At 65.1% G+C, this 12,587-nt stretch carries 12 protein-coding genes; 3 read left to right on the top strand and 9 right to left on the bottom strand.

Annotated features, from left to right (window positions below; genetic code table 11):
* Positions 1-58 precede the first annotated feature (58 nt).
* The 6 genes from AB0366_RS25105 to AB0366_RS25080 all read right to left on the bottom strand — a co-directional run bounded on the left by AB0366_RS25105 (position 59) and on the right by AB0366_RS25080 (position 3,189).
* Positions 59-520, bottom strand: a complete 462-nt coding sequence (locus tag AB0366_RS25105) for a hypothetical protein (protein ID WP_366246387.1) — start codon at positions 518-520, stop codon at positions 59-61.
* Between the two features lie 23 nt (positions 521-543).
* Positions 544-939 (bottom strand): hypothetical protein, encoded by a 396-nt coding sequence (locus AB0366_RS25100; RefSeq protein ID WP_032391709.1) that lies wholly within the window; start codon positions 937-939, stop codon positions 544-546.
* Entirely contained in the window at positions 936-1,271 is a 336-nt protein-coding gene (locus AB0366_RS25095) for a hypothetical protein (RefSeq protein WP_366246385.1), read from the bottom strand. Before AB0366_RS25095 ends, AB0366_RS25100 begins: the two co-directional genes overlap by 4 nt.
* Positions 1,268-1,786, bottom strand: a complete 519-nt coding sequence (locus AB0366_RS25090; protein WP_366246383.1) for a hypothetical protein — start codon at positions 1,784-1,786, stop codon at positions 1,268-1,270. Before AB0366_RS25090 ends, AB0366_RS25095 begins: the two co-directional genes overlap by 4 nt.
* Before the next feature lie 122 nt (positions 1,787-1,908).
* Positions 1,909-2,607: a hypothetical protein gene (locus tag AB0366_RS25085; RefSeq protein ID WP_366246382.1), complete on the bottom strand. Its 699-nt coding sequence runs from the start codon at positions 2,605-2,607 to the stop codon at positions 1,909-1,911.
* Between the two features lie 279 nt (positions 2,608-2,886).
* The gene (locus tag AB0366_RS25080; RefSeq protein ID WP_032391705.1) at positions 2,887-3,189 is read right to left on the bottom strand and encodes a hypothetical protein; all 303 of its coding nucleotides are present in this window, start codon (positions 3,187-3,189) and stop codon (positions 2,887-2,889) included.
* Between the two features lie 213 nt (positions 3,190-3,402).
* Between AB0366_RS25080 and mobF the strand changes: the two genes are divergently transcribed.
* Together mobF and AB0366_RS25070 are read left to right on the top strand one after the other, a co-directional pair.
* Complete coding sequence (gene mobF, locus AB0366_RS25075; protein ID WP_366246380.1) at positions 3,403-7,950, top strand: MobF family relaxase; 4,548 nt, start codon at positions 3,403-3,405, stop codon at positions 7,948-7,950.
* Positions 7,951-8,007: 57 nt separating this feature from the next.
* Complete coding sequence (locus AB0366_RS25070) at positions 8,008-8,979, top strand: hypothetical protein (protein WP_366246378.1); 972 nt, start codon at positions 8,008-8,010, stop codon at positions 8,977-8,979.
* A gap of 31 nt (positions 8,980-9,010) precedes the next feature.
* Here AB0366_RS25070 and AB0366_RS25065 read toward each other — a convergent pair whose 3' ends face one another.
* The gene (locus AB0366_RS25065; RefSeq protein WP_366246376.1) at positions 9,011-9,631 is read right to left on the bottom strand and encodes a M48 family metalloprotease; all 621 of its coding nucleotides are present in this window, start codon (positions 9,629-9,631) and stop codon (positions 9,011-9,013) included.
* Between the two features lie 148 nt (positions 9,632-9,779).
* On the opposite strand from AB0366_RS25065, the gene AB0366_RS25060 reads away from it, so the two are divergent.
* Entirely contained in the window at positions 9,780-10,379 is a 600-nt protein-coding gene (locus AB0366_RS25060; protein WP_366246375.1) for a hypothetical protein, read from the top strand.
* A 1-nt stretch (position 10,380) separates the two neighbouring features.
* Here the strand turns inward: AB0366_RS25060 and AB0366_RS25055 are convergent, their stop codons facing one another.
* Positions 10,381-11,217 (bottom strand): hypothetical protein, encoded by an 837-nt coding sequence (locus tag AB0366_RS25055; RefSeq protein ID WP_366246374.1) that lies wholly within the window; start codon positions 11,215-11,217, stop codon positions 10,381-10,383.
* A gap of 369 nt (positions 11,218-11,586) precedes the next feature.
* Positions 11,587-12,528 carry a hypothetical protein gene (locus AB0366_RS25050; protein WP_366246429.1) on the bottom strand — a complete coding sequence of 314 codons (942 nt, stop codon included), beginning with the start codon at positions 12,526-12,528 and terminating at the stop codon, positions 11,587-11,589.
* Positions 12,529-12,587 lie beyond the last annotated feature (59 nt).

Raw genomic sequence — 12,587 nt, 5'->3', positions numbered from 1 at the left:
GTCAGAACAGCGTCGGTGCCGTCGAATCGAGCACCGCAGCACGCACCGCGTCCTCGTCTCACCCGCCGCGTACGGCCTCGCGCAGTCGCCGGGACCGCGCCGCCCTCGCGACCCGATCGGGCCCGTACCAAAGCCCCGGCTGTCGTCGGCCACCCCCGCGGCCCTTGGCTCCCATGTCGAGCAGGTTCTGCGACTGCGTCCCATCGACGACGTGACGCACCCCGACCCCGATCCCTGCAGCGTGCAGGTCGAGGGTGACCCGGACACAGATCGGGTTGTCGCACAGGTGCAATGCCGTCACATCGTCGGTCAACGGGACACCGAGAGCGCGGGCCAACGCATACCGGTGCGGGCGCACCACCCGTTGCCGGCCACCACGCATCAACCAGAACCGGCCGTACCCGTCGTCGGCGATCGCTCCGACCCACATCGCGCACGAGCCATCGTGCGGTCCGCGCACGATGTAGCTCTCGAACCGCGCGAGCTCGGACGCCCCACCGATACCTAACGGTTCCGGCACCGAACCGACCTACCGACCATCACCTAACGTTTCTCAGGCTCGACACCGGCGACTGCGCTCCCGTCGACGCCCGTCGCTGTCTCGGCGTCGTGGATCGTGTGGAGCGTCTGCACGGCAGTGAGTTTGAGAACCGGGTCCGACGTCGCGAACACTCCGAACTTCTCCAACCGCGATATGTCGACGGGGGAGCGGACGGCCGCGAACACTTCGGCGTCGACGGCGGCGATGAAGTCTGCGCCGGCGGCGAGACGGTTGATCATCCGCAACAGGTTCGCGAACCGCGGTGCGGTTTGCGCGGTGATGATCGAGGAGTAGGTCTCGAACGCTTCGTTCGCCTCCGGGCTCTGCAGCAGCGAGAGAATGTCGAGCTCAAGAACGTCGGTTTCGCTCAAGGCCGTCTCACGGTAGTCACCGGTCATCGTGCACCCGCCTGATCCATCAGCAATTCCCCGACGGCGTCGGAGATCTCCGTCGCCGTCCCGGCGGCCGTGAGCATTTCCAGTCCGGGGTCGATAGGGCCGCCGCGCACGATCGTTGCGGCGAGGTACTCGCGTTCCCGGGTGATCGCGAGCACCCAGGCCTGGGTGACGACGAACTGAGTTGCGTCGAGCAAGGTGAAGAACTCGCCGTAGGCGACTGCGTCGCCCGGGTCGCCGGCACTGTCGGCGTAGGCGATCGACGCTGCGAACGTCGACGGGTCCGGCCCGACCGTGTTCGAGACGACGACGCCGAGCGCGCCGAGGGCGTTCACTGTGCACCCTGACCGGCGTCAGCGAACTCCTGCGGCACGGACGGTGTCGCGGTGTTCGGTGCTGCATCGGTGTTCGGGGGAGTGGACTCGTCGGTGGACTCGCCCGCACCGGGCTTGTCTTCCGGTGTGGAGGTGCTGGCAACGCCGATGCGGACCGGTCGCTTCTTCTGGCTCGACCCGGACGATGCCGGCTTCGGGGACGCGATGATCGACGTCGGCACCGTCAACCCCATCTCCCTCAGCTGGTGCGCCGTCCAGCCGCCGTTGAGTGCGCCGCGCAACGCGGCAGTGACCGCGTCCTTGGCTTTCTGCACGGACTTGGCCGACGCGCGCTTGGCGGCCTGAGCTTCCTTGATCGCTGCATCGGCGGCCGCGCGCGCTTTCGCGTCGTCGGCTTCGGCCTCGACGACTTTCTGCTGCGCTTCGGCGATCGCGTCGACCTTCGCGATGCGATCGTTGATCGCCGCTTCGGCGGCCGCGCGGACCGCGTCCTTGTCCAACGGGGTGACAGTCATGGTGAGTGTGGGCCTTTCTCGTCGAACCGACCCCGCGCAGACGCGCGGCGAGTCGGTGAGGGTGCACGTGATCGACGTTCGGCGGAGGGCCCACACGGCACCGCTCGAACGCACTGCGAACTCTACCGCCCGAGCGCCGCAGACGACACCGGACGCACCAGATGAACCACCCGCACTCCGAGCATGTGCGGCATCCGAGCCGCCCACGGAACCCCCTGCGGTGCGACTTCCCGGAATCCGTGCGCGGTGTAGAGCTTCAACAATGCCGACGCCGATGTGGCCACCGCCGCATGCACCCGCAGACCCTCCGTCTCGGCGAAGGCCAACACTCGCTGCGCAGCCACATGTGGACGAGGCGACGATCCAGGCCGAGACGAATCGAGATACGCCCACCCCTCCATCATGAGGCACCCGTGGCCCACTCGTACGGCGACGGTCTCGGTGTCCTCGCCGACCGCGCAAAACCGCACTGGCACCCCTCCGAGCCGAGTGAGTACCGCTGCGCTGATCGCCAGGGCGACCCACACGAACGCAGTCAGTGCGACGACCACTGTCAGCTCTGCGAGTACGGGCGAGAGTGATTGAACCGCGGGCCGTCGCCATGTCCACCAACCGCACATCGCCACTACGACGACGCCGGCGGCAACGACAATGGCCCCTCGCACAGTCGGCCGTGGCAGCACTCGCCGCGCTCTGCGTCGCGCGGCCCATCCGGCCGCGTACGCCAGCTTCATGGCCGGCCACCCCGTCACTGCCGTCACCGTTGCATGCGGGGACGAGGCGGTCACAGCCGCGATCAATCGACTCTGCACATCGTTCATGGAGGGCACCGTATCGGCGGTACCGGACACCACGAACAGGTCGACCGACCGTGCATACACCCGAACAGGTAGGGGACGGGTGCGGTGCCCCCAACTGTGCACCGGCCTGCATCCTCATGTGGATGCCCGAGATTTCTGCCACCGCTCCGCTCGATCTCAGGCACCCACAATCGGGACCGGACACACAGATAGGGGACATCGCACCCACGCGGTGCTCTCGTGGGACCGGCGGGCGAGGGCTCGGCCGGTGCTCCTGTCGGGGATCCAGCAATGGACTGTTCACGATGACGTCGAGTCATCGCTTTCAGGAACAGGTCTGGCGACCCGGTGCGCAGACATCAGCCGCTCGGCCTCCGCGAGCTCAACGCCCACGAGCGCCGCCGCGCGGGGCAGAGATTCCTCCGCCGTTGCCAGCCGTCCCAACTCGGTGGCCATCGCCTGTTCGGCCGCGTCTCGCTGTGCCTGGGCAGCTGCGAATCGACGCGCCGCGGTTTCTCTCTCCCGTACCGCTGTACCCGCCGCGCGGGTGGCCTTCTGCCATCTCCGCTCACGGGCGGCTACCCGATCTCCTGTCGACCCCATGACCCCGCTGCCTCTCCATCTCTGACCCCATCGACCCCAGTTCCGACTGTCCCCAGCCTGTGACCTGGCTGAAGAGTCCTGAGGGCTGGGCCTTACCGCACAGGCTTCGCCTGTCAAAAGCCTAGATGATTTACACACCTCTTGCTGAATTTCAGACTTTGGGGGGTTCCGGCCTTCCGCCTGCCCGCCTGTGGCGTCTAGGGTGGCGGTGTGATGACGCTCCACGTACTGCACGCGGGCGATGGCTACGAGTACCTGACCAAGCAGGTGGCCACCGCTGACCGCGAACGGGAGCACGGCCAAGATCTGACCGATTACTACACCGCGCACGGCACACCGCCGGGTGTCTGGTTCGGTGCCGGCCTGGACAATCTCGAGCAGATGCAGGCCGGGATCGACCCGACTGCGGCCAGCTCGATCACCGGCGGTGGGCAGGTGTCCGAGCCGCAGATGAAAGCCCTGTTCGGTAGCGGGCTGCATCCGAACGCCTCGGCGTTGATCGAAGATTCAATTACCAAGGGCGCGAACGAGAAGGCCGCGCTCAAAGCGGCCCGACTCGGCCGTAAGTTCCCCGAATTCTCCAACGACATCGAACTGCTCCGCGAGCACAAGGCCGCCGTCGGGGAGTTCCGCACCGAGCACGGGCACGCGCCGTCGAAAGCGCAGTCGCAGCAGATCATGGACGAGGTCGGAAGCCGGTTGTTCACCGACGGCCACGGCCGCGCGCCGGAAGATCAGCGCGAACTCCGCTCGTGGATCAGCGCGCAGAAGTCCCGCGTCCGCCAGCCCGTCGCCGGCTACGACTTGGTGTTCACCCCACCCAAGAGTGTGTCGGTGATGTGGGCGCTCGCCGACGACGGCACCCGCCGAGAAATCGAGCGCATCCACAAAGAGACCGTCACCGACGCCCTCGGCTGGATCGAGAAGGAAGCGTGCTTCACCCGCACCGGCAACACCAGCCAGGAAGTGCAGGACACCACCGGTCTGGTCGCGACCCTCTACGACCACTACGACTCGCGCGCCGGGGATCCGAACCTGCACACCCACGCCGTGGTCTCGATCAAGGTGTGCACCGAATCCGACGGCAGATGGCGCGCCCTCGACGGTTCTGTCCTACACCGGTATGCGGTGCCGGCCTCGCAGCGCTACAACGCCGCGATCATGTCCAAGCTGCACACCGAATTGGGCTTCTCTCTCGCTGCCCGCTCCACCGGGCGCGGCCGCCAGGACGTCGTCGAGATCGAGCAGGTCCCGCGTGAGCTGTGCGAAATGTTCTCCTCCCGCCGCAGTCAGATCGAAACTCGCAGGGACCAGCTCGTCGCCGAGTACCGCGCCGAACACGGCCGGATGCCGTCGCCGAAAGCGATGTACTCGCTCTACCAACAGGCCAACCTCGACACGCGCGCCGGCAAGCAAGAACCCCAGACGCTGCGCGAGATGCAGAACGCGTGGCTCACCCGTTCCGCACAGATCCTCGGAACACCCGCGGGCGTCGACGCACTCGCCGCTCAGTGGCAGCAGATCCAGTACGCGCACGCCTCCGGCATCCGCGGAGTGGGCGAGCACATGCGCTCGCTCGACTCGCTCGACGTCGAAGCCGCCCGCGTGGTCGAAAGGTTGGAGAACGCGCGATCGAACTGGGCGGTCACCCACATTCACTCCGCCGTCGACGCGAACTTCGCCGCCGTCGCATTCGCCGACGACGCCGCCCGACGTGCAGCGACAGTCGCAGTCGTCGACCGCGTCGTTGCATCCTCGGTGCACATGCCGCTCCCCGAGCTGCCCGACGCGCCACTCGCGCTGCGCCGCCGCGACGGAGAGTTCATCCTCACCCGCCCCGGCACCGCCCTGCACACATCCAACGGGGTTCTCGCTGCAGAACGATCACTGCTCGACGCGACACAGACCCCGGTCGCCTACATCGCTCCGCAGGCCTCCCTCGACAAGGTCGTCACCGCCGCCGCGAAAGGCAAGGACGGGCGCACGCTCAACGCCGGACAACGCGAACTCGCCGAACACTTCGTCGGGAGCGGCACCCTCGTTGCAGTCGGTATCGGACCCGCCGGTACCGGCAAGACAACCGCCATGAAGGCCGTTGCCGACACCTGGCAGAAGGCCGGGTACCAGGTCATCGCACTCGCACCGTCGGCCGTGGCCGCGGAAACCCTCGGTGAGGAAATCGGTGTCACCGCACACACACTCGCCACCTTGACCTACCCGTGGCGCGGAGTCGACGGCGGCGAGGCACAATCTCTGCCCGAGCACATCGACATCAGACCCGGTGCGATGCTGCTCGTCGACGAAGCGTCCCTCGCCTCGACCAAAGACCTCGCCGCCATCACCGAGATCGCCGCAGCCAAGGGCGCAGTCGTGCGCCTGCTCGGAGATCCGAACCAGCTCGACGCCGTCGAGACCGGAGGCACTCTGCGGCTGCTCGCCGAAGAAACCCGCGCCCCCGAACTGACCACCGTCGTACGGTTCGGCGACGACACCGAGCAAGCCGAGAACTCACTCGACCTACGACACGGCGACCCGGTGAGTCTCAGAATGTTCTACGACCGCGGTTGGGTCCACGACGGCACCGCGGCAGAGATGAAAGACGCGGCAGCATCTGCGTATCTCGCAGACGTCGGGGCAGGCAAGTCCTCGATCGTCATGCTCTCCACCCGCGACGACGTGCGAGAAGTCAACCTCGCGATCCAGGCCCACTTCCGCGGTCAGGGCAACGCCGACGCCGCCCGCACGACCATGCTTTCGGACGAGCTCGACGCCGGAGTCGGTGACACCATCCTGACCCGCCGCAACACCCGCGCCCTTCGCACCAAAGGCGGTCGGCGTCGGAACATGTTCGTCCGCAACGGCGACCTGTGGACCGTGACAGCTGTGAACAAGGACGGCTCGCTCACCGTCCGCAGCAAGACCCACGACGGCACGATCACCCTCCCGGCCGACTACGTGCGCAGCAAGACCGAACTCGGCTACGCCGCCACCGTGCACCGCAGCCAAGGCATCACCGTCGACACCTCCCACACCGCCGTGAGCGCGACCACCAACCGCGCCGGGCTCTACGTCGCACTGACCCGCGGGCGCACCAACAACGAGCTGTACGTGCCCGTCGAACCCGGCGTCACCCTCGACACCGAAGGAATGCACCTCTCGGAGATCGAGACCCCGAACTCCCGCGAGGTCTTCACCCGCATCCTCGCCAACGACAACGGACACAAAGCCGCCATCACCGCGATACGCGATGCCGCCGAACACGCTCACAGCCCCGAACGGCTCCGCGAGGCGTACCACGCTGCGCACACCCGACTACGCGACCACTGGCTCGAACACGTGCTCGACAGGTCGCTCCCCGCCGCCCTGTACGCCACCGCGCAGGCCGAACACCCCGGAAGCCTCGCCGCACTTCGCGCCACACTCGGCGAGATCCACGACCGCGGCGACAGCGCCCGCCGCGTACTTGGCGACGCCCTCGCCGCCGGCGAACTCCACACCGCACGCGACGTCGCCAAGGTCCTGAACTCGCGCATCATGGATGCCCGCAGCTCCACCGCATCGGCGGATGCTCCCGCCGGCCCCGTCGAGAGGCGCGAGCACGACCTGCCGCCGCTACCGCCGCGCACCCCGGGCACCGACAAGGAGCTCGACGACTACGCACGCCTCGTCGCTGACCGGTACACCGTCGCTCGTCCGGCACCGGTCGAGACAGACGGCATCGGCAGACGAATCCGCCACTACGACCATGCCCGCGCAGGACTCGACACCGCACGAGTGCAGCGGCCCATCCAAGCCGCATTCGACCGATCCACGGCAGAACGGCTGATCGCCGAACCTGGCGTGCACCGACTCGGACGGCATCTGCGTACCGCCGCACTGGTCGGCATCGCACCAGACGCAGTACTCGCCTGGCACGCCGAACAACTCACCACCCGCGGAGATACTGTCACCGCCGCAGCTCTGCTCCGCGATATAGCGCCCGCCATCACTGCCGCGACCGAGAGCGCGAACACCCGGTGGGCGAACACTCACGCGGACACACTCCGCGAACACTTCCCGATAGCCGCACGGCTGGCGGAACGTACCGAAGATCCACGCTGGACTGCTGCGATCGGGCGGATGCGTGAGCTGACCGACCACGGCGGCTACGACCTCGAGCAACTCTGCGCGGCGATCACCGCAGCGACACACTCAACAGCCCACATCACCGGCATCACCGCGGCACTCGACGACATCGCCGCGCCGCAGAGCGCTCGCACCGACCACGACGCCCCGCACTGGGTAGCAGCCCCACCCCTCGACGCACGCCTCGTGGACGCCGAACTGGCCGAGCAGCTCCACACGGACTACACCGCGATCGCCGGCGACCACAGTGCTGCTGTCGAGCGGATCGCCGCGTCGAACGACCCCGCTGCCCTGCCGGAACTCGCGTTCGCCTCCCACCTCGACGCGCGGCCCACCGATGACGACGCCCTGACAGCCGAATGGAACCGCGCCGCCGCCGAGATCGCCGCCTACCGAGACCGCTACGAGGTCACCGACACCACGTCGATCGCCGGAGACCGCCCGGAGAACCGAGCCGATCGAGCACCGTTCAACACCGTCCACCACGACATCGACAGCCTCGCCGACCACATCGCCGAACACCACCAAGAGCAACAGCGGATTGCACGTGAGCAGGAGCAGCTCGAGCACCACCGCACCATCGATCAACATGTAGTCGCCGATCACGAGATGCACCGCAGAGGACCGCGCATGTAGCAGTGAGGCCGGGGTGACGCCTGGCCGCGCGTCGGCGCGGCGACCTACTGTGGAGCGATGCACAAGCAGCCTTACGGAGTGGTGCTGAACGATCTGCGGCTTCCCCTCGACAGTTCGCACAGCCTGGGCGAAGGGTGGGAACTGCGCAGAGCTAGCGCTGAGCAGATAGCCCAAATCCGCCCTGTAATTGCGGGCCTGTACAACGCGTGCATGCTGAGCGAGACGCCGACTCCTCCGCCTCAGGAGTACCTGATCACCGGGACGGCCGCGGCCTGTCGATTTGATCCGCTGCCTCCCGAACAGTGGCGTTACTGGACCGTCCACCGCGGCGAAGGCCCGGGTCTACATACGGTGGGTTTCGTAGAAGCATTGGCTCTCTCGGACGCTGAACTGTTCGTCGACTACTGGCCCAACGGCGAACCCGACAACGCCATTCCTGGACGACACAAACGGATTGCGCGTCCCACAGCCATGACGACTTTTGTTCATGATTCTTTGGCGTGGGAAGGACCTCCCCCGACAGTGGACCTGGACGAGATTCGCGAACTCGTAAGCCTGCGAACGGGTCTGTACGAAAAAGCACAGCCTGAGATATGGCGCATGCTTCAACTGTTCACCGAGACATCAGATTTGCCGGAGAGGTCAAAGCAGAAGTTCCTCGCCTATCTGGCAATCATCGAAGGCCTCCTGACCCATCAGCCCGCACCGGGCGATCGCGTCGACTCGATCGGCAAACAACTCCGGCGGAACATCACCCTTCTCGACAATCGTCTCCCGCCACACAGGAAGCTCGAGCTCGACAAGTTCGGTGGTACCAATCCCAACAAAGTAATCGACAAGCTTTACAACTACCGAAGCGCGATCGCACACGGAGGCAACCCCGAAGATGTCCTCGACGTTATTTTCGAGAAGAGATGGCCGCAGCCTCTAACCGTGCTCGAACTGCACCGATTTGCACGCCGCATCACCAAGCGGTTACTCATCGCGGCGCTACGTGAGCCCATCCTCGTCAGGGATCTCAAAGGGTGACGCCGTGGGGAGAGGGTGGCCGCGTGACTCCTCACACTCGGGCAGTCCGTGCGTGGGCCACGCGTCTAGCGGGACTTGGATGCGTGGGGCTAGGGAATCGACTGCCCAGTGACCCGAGAAGTTCTACGACGGCTTCTGAGCCGACGGCGCGGACTGCGAACTGGTCAGCGTAGAACTCGGACCCCCAAGAGGCCCAGGGCGTCAGGACGCACATTACGAACGTCAGTATCGCGAACATGGACAGAGCGACACCGAGGGCCGAGAACACAATCGAGAACATGACGGCAAGGCCGAGCGGTACGGTCAGCGCCAGGGCAGTTCCACCCAGCCGGCAAGCGCGAACGAGGTCGGGGTCCGCCCAGTGGCCGAGCTCGTGGCCGATCAAGGCTCTGATTTCGTCGTCCGTCCTCGACGGCTCTCCGAGGTACTTTTCACCGATCTCTATTCGGTTCGCTTTCCATCGGTAGTAACCACCTCGGCGTTCGGTGAAGTGCAGAGCCGGTGTGGGCCGGGGATTTTGAGCTGGTCCTCCGCCATCCGTTGAGGCGACAGTGCGTGCGCAGATGTCACGGATCGTGTTCTCGCAAAGAGTTTTTCGCCGCGTTAGTTCCGCAGGCTGGGCTGTGGCGTTGCCACCGCTTCTCAATCCCATGGTTCGTTCTCCTGCTCTCGTTGCCTCACCGTAGCGGGTGCCTGTGACTAAGAATCTCGGTCGCTACCGGGCGACCGGCGCGCCGGTCGCCAGATTGGTGTCTGTCGAACCGGCGGCGCGTGCGTAGATGGGGTTCTAGGCTTTCTTGATGACACTGCAGCAACCCGACGAGAGTGGCTTTATCAGTCTGCAGTCGTGGCAGAACATGCATGATCGGACCGCGGCCGAGCATGCACCGATCGACCTTCCCCGGCTCACGTTGTGGAACTATCGGCACAAGCTATCGCCGGAAGACATGCGAGGTGCGATCGGTGATATTTGGATGTTCGTCAACGACGGCCTCGCGGCCCTCCCTGACTTGCCCGAACGTTGCACTGTCGAGCGACTGACACACGACGAGTGGGTCGAGCTGTTCGGCTATGCCGGATACATCCTGCTCGAAGACCCCGAGCTCGAGAGTGCCGGCGTCACCTGCAAGATCCCCACCACCCTCTACCGCTATGCCGAGGAGACCGGAAAAACCGGGTTGTCCTGGACGACCAGCATCGACGAGGCGCTCGCGTACGACGGGCGATTCGGGGACGAGCCTCGCAACGGCTGCGTCTGGAGTGTGACCGGCGTCGATCCAGGCCAAGTTCTGGCCCACTTCCATCAGAAGATAGGCGAGGACGAATATGTTTTCGACCCGCGCGGCTCGCAGATTGCCCACGCGCAGTCCGGCCGCGGGTGCACGTGCGAGCAGAGCTGACTCACAGCTGCAGTGATCCGGAAACCGGACGATATTCCGGTGGTGTCTCGGTCTCGCTGGTGGTTTGCGTTCCGCCGCCGAAGACGACCTTGGCAGGCGGAGCGAAATGACGGTCCAGGGTGAGGATCCGTCGTGGAAACGTTCGGTTCTCCGTTCCGCCCGAGTTGTCGATCACGCGTTCTTTCACACTGATGACGCCCTGCGTGTACAGGTCGGTGATTCCGTCCAATCGAGTTCCGTCCGACAGCCCGTGATGTTCGTGAAAGTAGCTAGGTGAAAGCCACATCCCCGGTCGGTCACGGCGGTGATAGTACAGCATTACCAAGTACATCGCCAAGCCCGGTCCGCTGAGAGTGCCGATGACTCCACTGGTCCAGAGGGTTTCCGGAATTCTGAAATAGCTCAGCCCGTCTTTGCCGTCAGGGCGGTTGTAGGGCCCCCGAGTGCCGAGCTCGTCGAGCAGCGTCACCGTCGGAGGGGCCGTCGAGTGATCCACGGTGATGAATCCACGGTCGGCGAGCGTCTTGAAATTCGCGGCCACCACCCGGGCTCCGCGTTGAGGATCGGTGATGCCGATCATCTCTGCCCACCACCTCGCCGGCCGCGCGCTGGCGTGGCTATCACCGGCACTGACCCAGATCAGAGTCAACAGCAGAGCCAACCGTGTTCGGCCGCCGCGGCCGCCGCCGCTTCCGCCAGCCTTGGAGCTGAGCAGTCTTTCCAGGGGCGTGCGGGCCGGACCGATGTCTCGACTGAGGAATGCGCGCCGTAGAGGTGCGCCCCTGTGGTGACCACGATTCGCGAACGCCTGAGCGGTACGTGCAACGTGTTCGGGCATTCGACCGTCCTCTCAAGAAGCGCCGCAGGTGATGGAGTAATTACATAGTACGGTACGCAAAGGTGACGTATGCCAATACGCTAGCGACACGAGTGTTTTCAATGACTCGACACGCCTGGATTCTCGAGCTACTCTCAACCACAGGTGCAGGGTGCGAATCGGAAACTGGGCAGGTGAACGGTTCCGGACATCAAACCCCGCTCCGGCCGGGCCCCTCATTACGGGCATGCAGTGATGGTCGTTGCGCCAAAAATGCACCAGCAAGTACCCCTGAGGGTTCGCCCTCGGGGGTACTTGTGTGTTCGGCCGCCGGCCAGGAGCCGTATCTATCAGGGCTTACGCAACTCTGTCGATCGCCGCAACTTCAATTCACTCGATTTCGGTGACGGTGTCGTGTCCGGTCCCGGGCGCGCCAACCAGGCTTGGTGGAACGAGTACAGCGGTCTGGCGTAGAGGCCCTACTCGTGAATCGGACAGAAGGTCTACGACAGCTCGCATGCGCTGCGATTGATTGCCGCGCATGGTCATCCACTGCTGGCTGGTTGGTACCTGCGCCCGATGTGCCGAATCGTCATTGCCCGCCAGCAGTATGGTTCTTCTGTTCGGCAAACCCAGCAGGGCGGGATCTTGCTCGACGCTACGGTCAGCTTCAAGGGCCGCACGATGGGCTATGTAGGCAATCGCGTCGCTGTCACAGACCACAGCGTCCAGTTGCTCGTTGTCTGCGATCCAACGAGTGACCTGGTCCAGTTGAGCCCTCTGCGGTCGCAGTGAATTTTCGTAGTGAATCGAGGTGTAGGGCGCATCTGGGCCTAGTTTCGCTGTGACCGCGTCTCGTCGCGACCCAGGGACATTGCTTCCGTCGTCTTCAAAACCGATATGACCGATATGGACGCATCCTGCTTTCCTCAGTCGATCGATCATCGCGTGAATTCCACGTACGTTGTCGGTCTCTACATGGGGGTACGCCTCGGGGGTGTGATCTGGGGTGAAGCGTGGCTCGCCGAGGGCGACAAAGGGCACGCCCTCTTGTTGCAGCCCATGCAGTCGTTCGTCGTTCTCCAACAGGTCGTTGACCACAAAGGCCTGGACGCCGCGGGCCTTCATCATGTCGTGATACGTCGACAACGCCAGGGCTCGCGCGTACTCGCGGTGCCAACCCCCAAGGCCCAGGCGAGGATCTGCTCGCTCCGAAGCCGTACCGCCGACCACGTCGTCTATTCCGGACACTTCTGGTTGCACCACGAACGGTACGACGACCCCACCTGAATTCTGGACTGCAGCAACCAGAGAGGACAGCTGCTGGCCCATGACTGGGTTCGGTCCGCCCCAGATTCTCGGCAGTTCGTAACCTACGCTGACGCCGCTCA

It is taken from the genome of Rhodococcus sp. NPDC076796 (assembly GCF_040702765.1).
Classification (GTDB): Bacteria; Actinomycetota; Actinomycetes; order Mycobacteriales; family Mycobacteriaceae; genus Rhodococcoides.
The sequence above is the reverse complement of the archived record's forward strand: the minus strand, read 5'-3'. Positions and strand labels throughout refer to the sequence as shown.